Origin of the sequence: Palaeococcus ferrophilus DSM 13482, assembly GCF_000966265.1 — an archaeon.
Taxonomy (GTDB): domain Archaea; phylum Methanobacteriota_B; class Thermococci; order Thermococcales; family Thermococcaceae; genus Palaeococcus; species Palaeococcus ferrophilus.
Genome location: NZ_LANF01000009.1, coordinates 170,149 through 185,135 on the forward strand (window position 1 = coordinate 170,149; position 14,987 = coordinate 185,135).

Below are 14,987 nucleotides of genomic sequence, written 5' to 3' on the forward strand. Positions count from 1 at the left end.
AAAAGTATTTCAAGTTACCCCTCCCAAAGATTGAGAGGTGAGAGCTATGAGTGATGGGGATGATGCATTCATCCAAATCTTTTTGGTAGTATTCTTCGCAATCCTTCTAATGTTCATAGGGCGCACAGTAGGTGGGCCACTTGGAGAAATTTTTAGTAATGTTGGCTTTTTAATAGCCTCCACGGTGCTCTTGGGGATAGCCATTGTCATCTTAATTCTGGTGTTACGTGAGTGACCACACTATCTTTACAGACAGGGTCTCATGAAGAGTTAGACCACCCCTGATGTAATCTACCCCACAGAGCGGTTTACACAACCCCTGTCGGCTACTCCCATAACGGAGAATCACCAGCTACCTTCATCAAAATACTCAAAGCACCGTTCACATCAGCGTTTATCTTGTACATTGGAACTTCCTCAAATAGACTACTTCAATATCTTTCGGCACAATGGATGCATTGGCACGAGACGGCACCACAAGGATTTTTCTTACAATCTTAACATTGGCTCCCGCAAGGTTCCTCGCATACCCATTGATCTGACTAATGCGCTCTTCAGTGACTTTACAAACAGCCTTAACCTCAACTATAACTCGCTCTATGCCCCCTCTAACGGGTGACGAAGGAGCAGGATTAGCTACTGTAAGGTCTTACTCTTCTGTGCACATTTTATAAATTCTAGAAAACCTTAAATATTTAATTTAAAAACTTAGAACTGAGAGAGAAAACAATTGATTTAAGGGGGGAGACATATGAGAAAACGAGAGCTCATCTTATACTACTTAATTAAAAGGTTCTACGAAATATATAAGCACCCCCTCGAAGGTCGTAAAAAAACTTCAAAAGTTAATATTCTTAGTCGAGCATTTTGACTTGGATACGAGCAGAATAGTTCCTTCTTCTGGAATCACAGGATATAAGTTTAAAATTTGGTATTATGGCCCATATTCAAGTGATCTCAAAGAGGATACCGATAATTTAGTAAAAGAGGGCGTACTAAACGAGGACGTTAAATATCTCGATGACTTTTTGTACACAGATGAATCCCCCAAGAGACTGTATCTCTATTCCCCGAAAACTAAGATCAGAATTGAAAATAAGCTTGATAGGCAAACTATCCAAAAGATCGACAAAATACTAGAAAAATTTGGTACCCAATCTCCATATGAGCTGGAGAAAACAGTGTCAAGCCTGCTGAATCTAGATCCTCTGAAAAAGCTGGAAGTGTGGGGGAAGTCATTAGATGAGTACATCTCGTCCTCAAATACTAATTAAACAGAATAAACCATTACCCATTAATACCCCCTCTGGTGTTGCTAATGCGACGATAATCCCCAAGTCTAGAAAAAAGAGATTATTAGAAACTATATGGGATCGGCTGGAGAGGGTTCCAGCAGACACACTTGAGAAACTGTTCTATATCTCCTGCAATCCTTCATCATTAGATTCAAGACAAAAAAAGAAAATAAAAGATTATTCAAAGTCTGCACACAAAAAATTGGGTCTAGGACATAGTTGGGGCCCCAAAGAATTAGAAAAACTTGGAGATGCCTCATCTTTGTTTTCACTGATCTTGGCGAACAGTTTATCTAATGATTTGGCTGGACTTTCAATTATATCAGAACCTGAAATCGATATTGGGGGCCAAATAGAATTTGACTATGCTATTGGAGTACATAATGGCCCCCATTTTAACTTGTTCCTACTTGCGGAATTAAAACGGTTCTCATCAGATAACAATCTGTATGAAGATGTTAAGAAGGCGTTTAATAAATTTACAGAACTCCACAACGCAGGAGTGTATAGCTCTTTTCTTCTTCATCTGCATCTTAGTGAAGAACTCGAAAAAAAAGCTAAGACAATAAGGATAATAAAAGCTGCTGAAAATTTGTGGGAAAGATTATCAAACAAAAACAATTCGAAGTTGTATATTGTAATAACTAAATCCCCATATAATACCTTTGTTAAAGATTTACGAGAGTTAACAACCATCATAGATAAATCTAAATTCTAAAGATTTCAGAAGGAGTTGGCCAAAACAGTTGCTTAACGGTAAACCTTATTTACTTAATATTTACTTATAAGCCGCAAACACCAAACTAAGTATAGTGGTGGGGAGCACAGGAGGCGCAAGCTGAATACTACCAAACAATGTGTTCCACCTCTTCTTTTTGACCAAACTTTTACGCTTAAAATGTTCTTATTCGCTTATAACTTCCAACTAAGAGATTTTCTCGAATTCGGTTATAAACCCGATTCATCAAAATCAATTTGTGTTATGTGGGGGTAGTATGGTGTCCACAGAGAGGAGCATGACATGGAAAAGAGGCCTTCAGAATGCCCCTTCTAAAGACTCACCCTCCTATCCCTTGCTTTTTTTTACAAAAGAAAAACCCCGGGGGAATTGAGAATGAAAAAACGGGAGGTACGCCTAAAAAAGATGGTAAGCCTGTCTTTGTTTTTTGTGATGGTGGTAATGTTAGCGACAACTAACAACGTCCAAAGCGCGACGGTAACAATGCGGGGTACACCTGAAAGTGAAGGACTTGTTCTAGTGTCCAACTCGACCACAGAGGTAACGTTTTCCGTGATTAGCAGCTCGGGAGATCCCTTCACCTTGGCTACATTCCCAACTGCCGACATGATAACTGTTACAGCTGAGCTCGTGGATGATTACGGAAACGCTCTCGACATTGATAACGACGGTATCGCCGACATATGGAACTGCATAGAAGATCCAGACGTACCAGGTCTTTGGAAGGCCAACATAACTATTGGAGTGGATTCTGAACCCGGCATATACCTCCTGAAAATCAAAGCCCTCGCAAAGAACAGTACCACTGACGAAATCATTGACCAAGGGAACCTAACAGTGGAGACCCTGATACTTGGGGGTCAATACGCCATCCAGTTCTTCAATGTAAAAGAGGATGACCGCTTTGAGTTAGGTTCCCTCGATATCAGAATAGGGGCCTTAAGTGATCTCGGAAGTATCGTTAGCATTGGAGACATAACCGACACACTAACACTGAGAGATAACAACGCTGATGGGGTTTGGGGTCAGCGGATTGACGTAAACAACGATGGAAGCATTGACGGGTGGTTGACCTTCATCCAGAACGGAGACAATTATGATATGATACTCTTCACAAACAACCAGAGCCTGATCGACTCCCTAATGCCAGAAGAGTCCTTCAAAATCCGCGGGGATGAAATTACTTTCAGAAACAGACTTCTCCGCGAGACTCGGGATTATCGTCACTTCAACTACTACACTCAAATCCTGTGGGATAACAGCTTTTGGGCCAATGCCGGCCTAAAGGCGACGGACTACTATATCGTCCCGTACAAGGGGAGAGAAAACTGGAAGATTACGCAATTCTCTAACGGCAGGATCCTTTCAGCAGTTATGAGAGTGAAGATTGTCAAGAGAACCACGATTCTAGGACTCTTCACAAGAGAAGAGGTCCCACTTGACGGCAACATTTGGACGACTAACACAAAGAGAGTTGATGAACTATCTCTACAACCAAGAGCTATCCTCTGGAGCTGGTACCCATCAGCAGGATACGGCGTCATCTGGAAGGCCGCGGTTGATATAACCGCCACAAAGGGGTACAGCATAAAACAGAAACAGGACTACAACGTCGAGTTCAGAGGAGATAACCCGCTCGACGGTCTAAACTGGCTGAGCCGCCAACTGAGTAAGGACCATGTAGATTGGTGGAAACTTCTCGGAGGTGATGAGGAATGATAGACCCCACTCCAGTCGTTACCTACCTCCACCAGGTTTCTTCGAAAATCTTCCCTTACCTTCCAGGGGAAGTTACAGCGCAGTCCGGAATATTAACCATCATCTGGTGGATCTCCTTAGCAGTAGCCCTATTCTACGTCTGGAGGGAAAGCTACATCTTAGAATTCATAGTGTACTGGCTACACCTGCTCTTTTGGGGCATGGTTGCAATAGTAACAATCCTACCTTTTGCCATCTTCGCCATAGTATTCCCACCACTGCTCCTACCCCTCATCGGAGTGGCCATATTCATCATTTCCAAGTACAGAGCACAACTAACAGGAAACTGGCCAATAGCGCTAATATGGACAATAGCAGTAGCAATCGGATCCATAATAGGGCCGATAGTTGATGCTTGGTTCTACGTGCACTATGCTCCAGGTGAGTACTAATGAACACTAGAAGGACTCTACGACGTTGGGCTCTAACGGTTCTCCTTTACATCTTCTACACCCTGCTATGGATCGTCACCAACGTACAAAAGATCCTGGAAAAGAAAGAGACTCATTTTTCAAGAAATTAAAAATTAAGAACCAAGAACATTCGTCTTAATCTCGCTTTCCATTGAATTAAACGGAATCCTAACCACCTCCAAATCCCCAATCCTGAAAACGAAATAATACTGGACCACAACTTTCGTCTTTTCCCCATTCTTCAAGTGGCTGACCCACCAATTATCCAGCTTTCCATTTTCGATAATAGTGTTCATGTCAAAAGTAGCAGTGCTCTGTGGCGGAATCAAAGCGGACTTCTCCTCCTCGCCCTCACCAACCTTGATATCATTCATATATACCTCATAAGCAATTCCCGAAACAGCCACAGGAAGAAGCTTATTCGTATTATACAGCACCACCGTGTGAGATATCTGAGTATACCCCTCCTCAACACTGTCCAACCTGGACGTAACATTAGCATAAAGCCGTATAGAAGCTAACTTCAAATCAATATCAATTGGCACATTCTTGAACTGAAGTCCGCTGAGAATATCAGTTTTCACAGTGCTTCTCTGCTCAAACGGCCACTCAAAATCAGTAACCTTCAAGTCAAAAGTTATGGATCCCTTCAAGAGAACATCAGTCTTCTCCCCATTCCTGAGATGGGAAACCCACCACTTGGGAATCTTCGTGTTGTCAATCTTTGTTAACAGAACTATGGTAGTGTTTGCCTTCGGTTGAAGGCTCGCAGGCCCCACATTCTTGCCCGCACCCATATCAACACCATTCATGTAGAGATGCACTGAGATGTTCTTTATGGGTATTGGAATAGAATTTGGATTGGAAACTACAATCTCAGTAATGACCTCCGAAGTGGTTGGGGTTATCTCGCCCCACCTATGGGAGACACTGAGAATCTGAGGCTTAAGAGTCTCGACCTTCTCCCCGATTTTCTCCTTAACGTTCCCTGATCCAATGCAGCCACTCGCCAAGCTAACTACCAAAAGCATTAAAACCCCGACAGCAAGCAGCTTTCTCATGACTTCTCCCCCCATTAACTAATTTTCAATAAACCCCCTTTACCCTGAGGAATATTAATCTTTCGCTACAATATCAAAGTTCAGAGCACGAAAATCATTTTATACTCATAACACCAAACATAGTCGGGTGGTGTGAGCACTTAAAGATCAGGAGGCGCAAGCATGACAGAAGAGCCAGGGACCATCGAGCCACTAGCGAAATTCCACGCAAAAGTTTACGTTAAAGGACGGATTAGAATAATCAGTAACGAACGGGACTTTCTCGGGTTATCGGACGGAGATATTGTTAAATTGATCATCCGGACCCTCGATGAGAATAAACATCCGGTGCACCGGGCATATTTCGAGGGCATGTTAGTTTCTGGAGGCAATGTCACAATTCCCAAAGAACTCATAAATAAGCTCGGGATTAAAAAAGGGGATGTTGTGGAAGTCCTCATGATAGGTTATCAGAAACTGCATGAGATTATCCCCGAAGAACACTACATCTTGCTTAAACAGTACAGTTCTGGAAAGTTCAAACTCATCTCCGCTGCTGAAGAAAAACAATTGCTTGAGACTCTTACTTCTACTCTTTATTGAACAGCGAATTATATATATCTATAATTAATTCTTTAGAAAGAAGAAAGAAGAGAAGAGAAAAGTAATGTTTAGACCTCTCAGAAAGCCGGAATTTTGAAAAGTCAAATGTGATATCATTAATTCATAGTGATTAAAACTTTAGTTAGTAAAGTTGATGAATTAATTATCGCTATAAATAAATAATTCACCGCATTCCAAAACTGCTTTCGGATAACATATTCGATGTATTGTTCTGTTCAAGAACTTTGTTCAACTGGATTCATTAGTCCACGAAAGGTTTTTATAGTTTGGAACAAGAAATTTGTTCGAACAAAAATCTTGGCCTATGGTGATAAAGATGGGAAGAGGGCGGCCTCGTAAGTATGGACCTGTGAAGCGAATTGGTTTCGAGCTACCCTATGAGAAGTATCTGGAAATGGACCGTGTTAGGGACGGCAAAACGTGGGCCGAGTTCTTCACCGACTTGTTTGAGTTCGCGAAAGCGCATGGCAAGTTCTCACAGGTTCAGGAGGTCTAAAGATGGCAAGAAGAGGAGCCCCGAAGAGGCGCAAGGAACCCGTGGAGGAATGGCTCATCAGGTTAGAAGTCAGTTATGCCCGCAAGTTCGACGAGATGAGGGGCTCCCGCTCGAGGCCAGAGTTTCTGAAGAACCTTCTCGATGCAGCAACAATCGGAAATGTTGCCATGGTCCTCCGCGAGCGCGATGAGTACAAGGCCGAGGCTGAGAAATGGCGGAAAGCCTACGAGACATCTGAATCAAAGAACCTCCGTCTCGAGCAAGAGGTTGAGAAGCTCCGCCTCATCAAACAGGTTCTCGAAGAAGAGAACCGCCAGCTCAAGGCGGAGAACGCGGAGCTGAGGAAGCAGCTGAAGATGAGTGCTCGCGAGCGCCGTGCTGAGGACTTCAAGCAGGAGCTCTACGAGGTCATTGACCGTTACGGCAGGAACGGCAGGATAAAGATGGTTGATCTCCTGAAGCGGCTTGGCTATTCTTCCGACCTCATGAAGCGCGCAAAGACCCTCCTCGAGGAGTGGTTCGTGGAGGAGGACAATGTGCTCGTCTCGCAGGACCTTGGCCTCGTGGTGGAGAAGGATCCCCACTTTGGTGAGCTTGCTTGGGTGGTGAAGCGTATCGACTCCTTTCGTTCCCCAAAAGGAGTGATGGGGGTTGTGGCAGATGTCTGAGCCTGGCTATTTGGAGGAGTTGTTGGAGATGCTGGAGAGTCCAGACGAGGAAGAGCGTTGGCTGGCTATGGGGTTGCTTGACGACCTCGAAGAGGATCTGTTCATAGAGCGGAGTTGGAGGGGTATTTGATGACCGCCGAGGCAGAGTTTTGGAGTTTCGTCGCTCGGGAGCGGGCGGCGTCCATGGAGCAGCCCGCGGAAGTCCCCACTTTGCTCGAGTACATCGAGCGCGAGCTCCGCGTGGCCCGCGATACCGCATTCCGCCTGACCGTCAGCAGGGCGAAGGGCGCGGAGTACTGGACGGGCTACGCGGACGCGCTTGAGGACTTGATGAAGAAGATTGAGAGAAGGGAGGTGAGGGCATGAAGTGGAAGGTACGTGTTGCAGGGTATAAGGACTGGCATATTCGTCCTCTCGGAGGGCTTGGAGTTGTAGAAGGAGAGGAAGTGCAGGAAGTCATAGAAGTAGAGGCTGAAGACCGCTTTGAGGCGGCAGAGCTTGCAGAGAAGGAGTTCGAGAAGAAGGTTACTTTTTCGATGAGGTAGTGTGGGCGGAGCCGGTGGAGGAGGGTCGCCCATGAGGTGGAAGGTGTATTTTCAGTACGATGCGGGGGACTATATTGCAAAAGGGTGGTTTGCCCCCCGTGCAGAGAGGGCAGAAGAGGCTGTTGAGAGGGTCAAGAGAAAGCTGAGAGAGGAGTTTGGGATTGAAAAGCCCCTGATAACAAAAGTGCGCCCTGTGGGGGGTCGCTCATGAGCGAGGCGGCAGTCCAGGCGAAGTCTTTCCACGGCTATGATTTCCCCCTCTCAGCTTTTCCAAACCAGCCGCGTTTCCTACCGCCGGAGGAGTGGCATGAGGTCACGAGGGAGGCGAGGGTGGAGCTTGAACCGCCGCTTGAGCTCGCAGAGTGGGATGACTCTATACCAGTTGTCTTCAAGAGGTACCGCGGCATGCGCCCGCCTGCGGAGCTTGCCGAGTGGATTGGGAAGCGGAAGAAAAAGCTCGTCTTCCGTTATGGCCCAAGCAAGGAGTTCCACCGCTACAATACCCTCCGCTATGCAATGCAGTGGAACTTTTACGCGGGTAGGATGGGGGACGCGCACCGGTTCGTGGTTCTCTTCGTCGAGTGGGTTCTCCCACGCGTGGGGTACTACTTCAGGAGCGTGGCGCGGGTGATGGTTGTGACTGTATCGCCCGAGGAGGTACACACCAGGATTGTCGCAGGGGGTGAGTTCCCGTGGTGACTGATTTCGTGCCTGCCTCTGACCTCTATGTTCGCATGCGCTGCCCTCGTTGCGGGGCGGTGGTGAAGGGGAAGCGGGGCTCGCCCCTCTACTGCCGCCGTTGCGGCGCGCTCCTCGACATGGACGGGCATCTTATCATGGTGATCCACGAGGTGGAGGGGTTCTGATGGTCGAGCTGTTCTTTTTCGGCGTTGGCGAGGGATCATCAAGGAAAGCGATAGAAAGCTTTGCTCCTCGCAAGTTCAACGTCATGATCAATTACGCCAGCGCGGTCAAGCCGGTTCCAAAAAACGTCAACAAGCTCTTCATCGACAGTGGGGGCTATAGCTTCTTCTTCAAGCTCAGAGAGTATCCTGATCCGCACGAGAAGTATCTTGAATTCGTGCTGAAAAAGAACGCGGACTTCTTCGCGAACAGAGACTATCCATGCGAGCCAGAGGTTCTCCGCCAGACTTGCCGCACCGTCATGGAGAACCAGCTCAAGACTATCGAGAATCAAATCGCAATACAGGATCTCATTGAGGATCAGTATCCTGAGCTGAAAGACCGCTTCGTCGCAGTGGTCCAGGGATGGACGCTCGACGACTACCTGCGCATGCTCGATGAGATGAAAAGTCAGGGGCTTCTCACGAGGCTAATTGGTATTGGTTCAGTCTGCAGGCGTGGGCAGGAAAAACAGATTCGGCGCATTATCACTGCTCTTCGTGCAGAGCTCCCGCGTAAGTACGGGCTACATGCTTTTGGGGTGAAGTTCAGCGCTCTGAAGTACAAAGACGTGTGGGACGCGTTATACTCGGCAGATAGCCTCGCGTACAGGTATGGCATTGACAGAGTCAAGGATCCGCGGCCGATTCCAGAACAGATCAAAGAATCTCTTGCGAAGTGGATCAGCCGGCTTGATGCCCTCGCGACGACCCACTCAAATCAGCTGAGCCTCATGGAGGTGATATGATGGCCTCACGGACTGCTTTCGTCTATGATTCCTCTCTTCCTCTCCACCAGCTTGAGACGTTCTTCATTCGCCACAGCAAGGACGTCTTCAACCGGCTGGAGTTCAGCCGCGCCCTCGAAGCGGCCAGGGCGCTCTCTGATCAAAAGCACTTCGTGAAGGTCATGGACATTGACGCGCTCGTGGTCGTGGATAACGTCATCAGGGCGGGCTTTGAGATCAAGACGCTCCGGGAGAGCGTGGTGAACTACCGCGACGCTAACGGGTGGTATGTGAAGGTGAACGGCACTCAGTACAAGACTTACATGGATTTCGTAGCAAAGACGGGCATTGATGTCTATTACCTCATTCGCGTGCAGGGCTGGAGTGGGGTTTATTTCTACTTGTGGAGCGTCAAGCGGGCGCCGGTTCGCTTTGAGTGGCTTGGGAGCAGGGAGCACGAGACTTATGACTACTATGCTCTCATCAGGCGGGAGAAGGTGGCGAAGCTCGATGAGGAAGAGCTCGCGAAAACACTCAGAGACATTCTACTCGGGAGGTGACGGGGCGATGACTCTTAATTTTCATACGAAAGTTAACAGCGATAATAACAGCATCGCGTTATTATCATTTTTCCCAAACTATCTTTCGCCGACAATCAAGGGTATTCGCCGGAAAACCGGGGATAATATACACCACCCGTACCTATTCCCCCCAACTCCCGAAGCGTCCTGGACGGTGAAAAATATGAATGTTGTAAACGAAATAATAGGGGTGGTATAATGCCACGCAAACGGAAGTTTCCCGACTATGTTTCGATCCGAGTTCCCGTATACCAACCGCCGAACAGCGTTCTCGAACTCCTCTTCGATGGCAAGACTCTAGAGATAGCCAAGAGGGTCATCACATACCTCAAGCAGAACGGCGGCCTCTTCAAAGATGAGTATCAGGAGGCCCTCGGCGTGGACGGTGCTGATAAGGTCATATACTTCAGAGTCATGAAGAAGCTCCTGGCCCTCGGCATGGTGAGGGAGGATGCTGGAGTGTACAAGCTGGACGAGCGCTTCTCTGAAAGAATGGAAAACTTGGCCAAGATGTGGAAGTTCGAGATTGGCAAAGTCGCTGAGCTCTGGTGATGCCTCATGACCGCAATGGCTATATCCAGTCCGCAGTTAGTATTTCAGTGTAGTCACATGTGGCCACGTGTGGCCACACAATATTGGGCGGAGGAGGGCATTGAAATGGCTAAAAGAAAGCCTAAAAGAGCACGTATACCAATCCATATTACGCTGAGTCCGCAGGTCATCGAACTCATGGATAAGGCCACTTATAACAGGAGCCGTTACATAGAAGACGCCATTCTAATGAGGCTTTCACACGAGGGACGGTTTTTCAAAAGCGAAGGACAATTGTGGAGCCCCGGGCGGGATTTGAACCCGCGGCCTGCGGATTACAAGTCCGCCGCCCCGCCAGGCTAGGCTACCGGGGCACCCGATGAGAAAGAGAGGAGAAGCGTATATAAAATTTTCGCAGCTAAAGGTGCTCCTCCAGGAACTTCTTCACCCTGGCCTTCCACTCTCCGGGGCGGGAGTTGAGCGTCCTGACGTGGGCCGCATCCGTGACCCATAACTCCACTGTGGGGTTTATCCTCCTGTTGCGCTCGTAGAACTCCCCCACTTCCTCAACCTTAACGAGCGGGTCCTTTTCTCCTGCTATGAGGAGGAGGGGCTTCCTGACCTTGTCGGCGTACTCTATCGGGTGGACTTCCTTTCCGCCGCTGAAGAGCTTCGTTAAGGGCTTAACGAAGATGTAGAGCCACTCCGGTAGTTTAGCGAAGTACTTCAAACCGCGCGCCCCGGTCCTGTCGAGATTCATCGGCGGACTGTCAGCGACGCCGCAGCAGACCTCTGGAATTTCTGCAAGCGAGCGGATTGTCACCATAGCGCCCATCGAGAAGCCGATGAGTCCGATTTTGCTCGCTTTCTCTGGGTGGTTCTCCCCCAACCACCTAACGGCCGCCTTGATATCGAGCAGCTCCCTATCCCCCACCGTCGTGTACTTACCCTCGCTCTTTCCGTGGGCGCGGAAGTCAAAGACGAGGACGTTGTAGCCCTCCTTCAGGAGGAACTCCACAGTCGGCTTCATGTAGAGCGAATACCACCTGCTCGCGGTGTAACCGTGGAGGGGTATGACGGTTTTATCGCTCCCGTTGTCAATCCACCAGCCGCTCAGCTTAAGGCCGTCTTCCGTTTCGAAGGTTACGTCCTCGTAGTCGAAGCCGAGGTCCTTCGGCGTCCACTCCTCGATCAACCTCGGGGGTTTCACCATCTTGTAGGCGACGAAGACAAGGAACGCGATAAAGACGAAGACTACAACCAGGATAACCTGCCATATCATTCTTCTCCCTCCAACTCCTTTAAGATTTCCTTAAATCTCCCCTCAAGGGGAGGGAGGTCTTTAACAATGGTTACCCACACAATCTCCGGGTTGATTCCAAAATATCCGTGGATGACCCTGTCCCGCATCGCGGCCATTGCCCTCCAGGGTACGTCAGGATACTTCTCCCGTATCTCCTTGGGAACACCCTTGGAAGCTTCACCTATGATTTCGATGCACCTGAGAACCGCATATATCGTCTTTTCATCTTTCACGAAATCTTGGAGGCTCATTCCTTCTGTAAACTCCCTAGCCTTTCTGATGTTTTCCAGTATGTCACGGATATAGAGGCGGTAGTCCCTCATATCTTAATGGCCTCCTTTGAAACGCTCTCCCAGAGCTCTTTTCTGAGTGACTTTTTTGGTATAAGATCAACTTTTACTCCAAGAAGGTCTGAAAGTTCCGTCTGAAGTTTTGCGATCGTGAGGAGTCCAACTGGCTCTTTGAACTCCACGAGGATATCAACGTCGCTGGATTCTCCTGCCTCCTCCCTAGCGTAGGAACCAAAGATCTCAATATCAATGACACCATATTTTTCTTCAAGCTCTCTCCTGTGATCCTTTAATATTGAGATGATTTCGGGGAGGGCTTTCATAGGTCTCACCAAAAAAGATGGAAAAAATAATTTATTTAACCTTTCTCACCTCGAGCTCCCTCATGCTCCATATCAGGGGCATCGCGAGGAACACAAGGATTGCCCCCACTGGGAAGAGGATGCGGTAGTTGCCGCCCGCGAGGTCAACTATGGCCCCACCGATAGTACCCGCCAGCAGAACGGGGATTGACTTGGTGGCCTCGTAGACACCGTAGTACCTGCCCGTAAAGGCCTCCCTCTCAAACCTGGTGAGGAGGTCACCCACCACGGGGTAAGAGGCCGCTATGAGGGCCCCCCATCCAATTCCGGCTATGAGGAGTGCCGCGTAGATTTGTCCCTCCGTGTGGATGAACCACCCCCACAGGAGGGGGAGGGCGAAGATAAAACCGCCCAGGATTATGCTGAGCCTCCTTCCCACCTTATCGTAGATGTAGCCTCCGGGGAGTGAACCTATGAGGACGGCAACGTTGAAGAGGGCCATGAGGTAAAGGCCCATCGAGGTCACCGCGTCAATGTTCTCAGGGGTTGCGCTGCCCTTCAGGATGAACGCTATAATACCATAAAGGAATATGGCTATGAACTCGAAGCTCATCCACCACAGGATCTGGGCCGTGTAGAACTTCAGGAAGTCCCGCGTGGTGAATATGCTCCTAACGTACTCCCCAAGGGTCTCGTTTTCCTCTATCTCCGGTGCTTCCGGCTCTCTGACCCTGTAATACACGAAGGCCGCCGCAAGGAATAGGAATAGCGCCGTGAGTCCGAAGGGGCCGATGTAGTCCTTCCCGTACTTCGCGACGAGGAAGCCCCCAAGACCGAAGAGGAAGAGGTTGCCCGCCCATTCGAGGAGCGTTATAACTCCGCTGGCCTTTCCGCGCTGGCCGCTTTCAACGGTATCGGGCATCAGGGCCCTGAACTGCGCGGTGTAGAGGTGGAGCGAGAAGTAAAGGAAGCCAAGGGCAAGAGCAAAGCCCCAGAGGGGGGCGCCCATCCTGTAGGAAGTCCATATCATGAGCGTCGCAAGGGCCGCGAGTATTCCGCCCAGGAAAATGAAGGGCCTCCTTCTGCCGTGGCGTGATTTTATGGTGTCGCTGTAGTACCCGAGGAGCGGCGGGACCAGTAAGCCTATAAAGCCCTCGAGGGCCAGAATACTTCCCTTAACAAAGGCGGAACTGGTGTAGTCGGAGAGCAGCGGGAAGGAGAACCCCTTGTTGAGGGCCCATCCCATGCTCCTGCTAAATCCGAGGATTGCCAGACCGAGAACGACACCCCAGTTGAATCCCTTTCTCTCCATTGTTTCACCCCCATTTTCGAGCCGTTGATTTTCAGGGTAAATCAAAGAAGGGAGGGGCTCAATCCATGTCAGGTACGTAGTCGAGGGCATCCCCTTTGACCCCGACTATGTCACCCCTCCTGACGAACTGCATCGTCACCGCCGAGAGGATGAAGAACGTTACCGCGAAGGGCAGGAGCGTTTTGTATCCGATAACATCGAGGAAGGCTCCCGCCAAAGGTGGAGCCACAAGGTTTGCCGCCTGGCTGAAGAAGTAGTAGAGTCCCGTGTAGCCACCGAGCTTCTCCTCCGTCGTCATGTCCACGACCATGGGAAGGGAGTTGACGTTCACTAGCGCCCAGCCGACGCCGCCGAAGAAGAAGAGCACCATGAACTTGAGCACTACTGGATCCGTCAGAGAGCTGCTTCCCGGCTTTGAGGCCTCTCCAAGGAGGTAAGCGAGGAGCATGACCGCACTCACCATTACAAGCCCAGTTGTAATCGTCTTCTTCCTCCCTATCCTTCCCCCTATGAGGCCCGCTGGAATCGCGAAGAGCATGAAGCTGAGGGAAACGACACCCATCAGGAAGGCCCCCGTGCTCTCCTCGATGCCGAGGTGATACTTCGCGTAGCTCGTGAAGAAGGTCTCTATGGAGTTGAAGGCAATGAACCAGAGGAATATTGAAAGCAGAATGAAGAACAGGCTCCTCTCGTGGCTCGCGAACACATCCTTCAGATTTTCCTTCAACTCGCCGAAGCTCTTGTGCGATGTCTCGGAGAGAAGCTTCCTCAGATTGATCCTCTCCCCCGGAACGCGGTACTCCTCCGGCTCGGGAACGAAGAGAACCACGAGGAGGTTGGCGAGCAGCATCACAGCAGCCCCGGCAAAGAACGGATAGGCGTAGTTCATGTCGTAAAGCACCTTACCTCCGAAGTACGCCAAAAGCGCCCCAATACCACCCATGAAGTTTATTACACCGTTGGCCTGGCTCCTCTTCTCGCTCGGCGTTATGTCGGGCATGAAGGCGATGACGGGTGAGCGGAAGAGCGCCATGAAGAAGTTCATGAAGATTATGGTGCCCATGAACAGGGCCAGACTTCCGTACTCCCTCGCCACAGGAATGAGCGCGAACATCAGTGCGGCTGAGGGCGCACCAAGCAGGATGTAGGGCTTTCTTCGCCCAAGGCGTGTCCTCGTTTTGTCGCTTAGGGCCCCCAGGAACGGGAGGAGCAGAACGGCGAAGAGGTTGTCAATGGTCATGACGAAGCCCGTCACCGTGCGGCTCATTTTGAACGTATCCTGAAGGAAAATCGGTATGTACGCGTTGTAGAGGGACCATATGATGCTTATCCCAAAGAAACCGAAACCGAGCAAGAATATGCGGCTGTACTTGAACTCCATAGTTTTACCACCCCACCACCACTAAGTGCACCAATGTCCTTAATTGGACGCTTTCTTTTTAAGGATTTGTGAACATTGT

At 49.2% G+C, this 14,987-nt stretch carries 22 protein-coding genes and 1 tRNA gene; 16 read left to right on the top strand and 7 right to left on the bottom strand.

Annotation, left to right across the window (positions count from 1 at the left end):
- Nucleotides 1-46: 46 nt before the first annotated feature.
- The 5 genes from PFER_RS03940 to PFER_RS03960 all read left to right on the top strand — a co-directional run bounded on the left by PFER_RS03940 (nt 47) and on the right by PFER_RS03960 (nt 4,184).
- Nucleotides 47-235 (top strand): hypothetical protein, encoded by a 189-nt coding sequence (locus PFER_RS03940; protein ID WP_048148978.1) that lies wholly within the window; start codon nt 47-49, stop codon nt 233-235.
- Nucleotides 236-848: 613 nt separating this feature from the next.
- On the top strand, nt 849-1,274 hold the full coding sequence (locus PFER_RS03945; RefSeq protein WP_281175696.1) for a type II toxin-antitoxin system antitoxin SocA domain-containing protein: 426 nt from the start codon (nt 849-851) through the stop codon (nt 1,272-1,274).
- Complete coding sequence (locus PFER_RS12130) at nt 1,243-2,013, top strand: hypothetical protein (protein WP_157255067.1); 771 nt, start codon at nt 1,243-1,245, stop codon at nt 2,011-2,013. Before PFER_RS03945 ends, PFER_RS12130 begins: the two co-directional genes overlap by 32 nt.
- A gap of 453 nt (nt 2,014-2,466) precedes the next feature.
- Nucleotides 2,467-3,753, top strand: a complete 1,287-nt coding sequence (locus tag PFER_RS03955; protein WP_157255069.1) for a hypothetical protein — start codon at nt 2,467-2,469, stop codon at nt 3,751-3,753.
- Nucleotides 3,750-4,184 carry a hypothetical protein gene (locus tag PFER_RS03960; RefSeq protein WP_048148986.1) on the top strand — a complete coding sequence of 145 codons (435 nt, stop codon included), beginning with the start codon at nt 3,750-3,752 and terminating at the stop codon, nt 4,182-4,184. The genes PFER_RS03955 and PFER_RS03960 overlap by 4 nt, the downstream gene beginning before the upstream one ends.
- A 134-nt stretch (nt 4,185-4,318) precedes the next feature.
- Here the strand turns inward: PFER_RS03960 and PFER_RS03965 are convergent, their stop codons facing one another.
- Nucleotides 4,319-5,266 (bottom strand): LEA type 2 family protein, encoded by a 948-nt coding sequence (locus PFER_RS03965; protein WP_048148987.1) that lies wholly within the window; start codon nt 5,264-5,266, stop codon nt 4,319-4,321.
- Between the two features lie 162 nt (nt 5,267-5,428).
- Here PFER_RS03965 and PFER_RS03970 point away from each other — a divergent pair, with 162 nt between their 5' ends.
- The 11 genes from PFER_RS03970 to PFER_RS04020 all read left to right on the top strand — a co-directional run bounded on the left by PFER_RS03970 (nt 5,429) and on the right by PFER_RS04020 (nt 10,341).
- Complete coding sequence (locus PFER_RS03970) at nt 5,429-5,848, top strand: AbrB/MazE/SpoVT family DNA-binding domain-containing protein (RefSeq protein WP_048148989.1); 420 nt, start codon at nt 5,429-5,431, stop codon at nt 5,846-5,848.
- A gap of 370 nt (nt 5,849-6,218) precedes the next feature.
- Nucleotides 6,219-6,365: a hypothetical protein gene (locus PFER_RS03975; RefSeq protein WP_157255071.1), complete on the top strand. Its 147-nt coding sequence runs from the start codon at nt 6,219-6,221 to the stop codon at nt 6,363-6,365.
- Nucleotides 6,366-6,367: 2 nt separating this feature from the next.
- Entirely contained in the window at nt 6,368-7,033 is a 666-nt protein-coding gene (locus PFER_RS03980; RefSeq protein ID WP_048148993.1) for a hypothetical protein, read from the top strand.
- Entirely contained in the window at nt 7,026-7,163 is a 138-nt protein-coding gene (locus tag PFER_RS12135; protein WP_157255073.1) for a hypothetical protein, read from the top strand. The genes PFER_RS03980 and PFER_RS12135 overlap by 8 nt, the downstream gene beginning before the upstream one ends.
- Before the next feature lie 53 nt (nt 7,164-7,216).
- Nucleotides 7,217-7,399, top strand: coding sequence for a hypothetical protein (locus PFER_RS03985; RefSeq protein ID WP_245612432.1), 183 nt, complete (start codon nt 7,217-7,219; stop codon nt 7,397-7,399).
- The gene (locus tag PFER_RS03990; protein ID WP_048149003.1) at nt 7,396-7,578 is read left to right on the top strand and encodes a hypothetical protein; all 183 of its coding nucleotides are present in this window, start codon (nt 7,396-7,398) and stop codon (nt 7,576-7,578) included. Before PFER_RS03985 ends, PFER_RS03990 begins: the two co-directional genes overlap by 4 nt.
- Nucleotides 7,579-7,609: 31 nt before the next feature.
- Nucleotides 7,610-7,789 carry a hypothetical protein gene (locus PFER_RS03995; RefSeq protein ID WP_048149005.1) on the top strand — a complete coding sequence of 60 codons (180 nt, stop codon included), beginning with the start codon at nt 7,610-7,612 and terminating at the stop codon, nt 7,787-7,789.
- Nucleotides 7,786-8,277 (top strand): hypothetical protein, encoded by a 492-nt coding sequence (locus PFER_RS04000; RefSeq protein WP_048149007.1) that lies wholly within the window; start codon nt 7,786-7,788, stop codon nt 8,275-8,277. Before PFER_RS03995 ends, PFER_RS04000 begins: the two co-directional genes overlap by 4 nt.
- A gap of 166 nt (nt 8,278-8,443) precedes the next feature.
- A complete protein-coding gene (locus PFER_RS04005; protein WP_048149010.1) occupies nt 8,444-9,229 on the top strand; it encodes a deazapurine DNA modification protein DpdA family protein in 786 nt (261 codons plus the stop codon).
- Nucleotides 9,229-9,768, top strand: coding sequence for a hypothetical protein (locus PFER_RS04010; protein ID WP_052696178.1), 540 nt, complete (start codon nt 9,229-9,231; stop codon nt 9,766-9,768). Before PFER_RS04005 ends, PFER_RS04010 begins: the two co-directional genes overlap by 1 nt.
- Nucleotides 9,769-9,987: 219 nt before the next feature.
- Nucleotides 9,988-10,341, top strand: coding sequence for a hypothetical protein (locus PFER_RS04020; RefSeq protein WP_048149016.1), 354 nt, complete (start codon nt 9,988-9,990; stop codon nt 10,339-10,341).
- 276 nt (nt 10,342-10,617) lie between these two features.
- On the opposite strand, the gene PFER_RS04025 is transcribed toward PFER_RS04020, so the two are convergent.
- The 6 genes from PFER_RS04025 to PFER_RS04050 all read right to left on the bottom strand — a co-directional run bounded on the left by PFER_RS04025 (nt 10,618) and on the right by PFER_RS04050 (nt 14,908).
- Nucleotides 10,618-10,694: transfer RNA gene (locus tag PFER_RS04025), tRNA-Thr, on the bottom strand.
- A gap of 44 nt (nt 10,695-10,738) precedes the next feature.
- Nucleotides 10,739-11,602, bottom strand: a complete 864-nt coding sequence (locus PFER_RS04030) for an alpha/beta hydrolase (protein WP_048149018.1) — start codon at nt 11,600-11,602, stop codon at nt 10,739-10,741.
- Nucleotides 11,599-11,946, bottom strand: a complete 348-nt coding sequence (locus PFER_RS04035; RefSeq protein ID WP_048149020.1) for a HepT-like ribonuclease domain-containing protein — start codon at nt 11,944-11,946, stop codon at nt 11,599-11,601. The genes PFER_RS04030 and PFER_RS04035 overlap by 4 nt, the downstream gene beginning before the upstream one ends.
- Entirely contained in the window at nt 11,943-12,236 is a 294-nt protein-coding gene (locus PFER_RS04040; protein WP_048149022.1) for a nucleotidyltransferase family protein, read from the bottom strand. Before PFER_RS04040 ends, PFER_RS04035 begins: the two co-directional genes overlap by 4 nt.
- A gap of 31 nt (nt 12,237-12,267) precedes the next feature.
- On the bottom strand, nt 12,268-13,527 hold the full coding sequence (locus PFER_RS04045) for an MFS transporter (RefSeq protein ID WP_048149025.1): 1,260 nt from the start codon (nt 13,525-13,527) through the stop codon (nt 12,268-12,270).
- 58 nt (nt 13,528-13,585) lie between these two features.
- On the bottom strand, nt 13,586-14,908 hold the full coding sequence (locus tag PFER_RS04050; RefSeq protein WP_048149028.1) for an SLC45 family MFS transporter: 1,323 nt from the start codon (nt 14,906-14,908) through the stop codon (nt 13,586-13,588).
- Between the last annotated feature and the right edge of the window lie 79 nt (nt 14,909-14,987).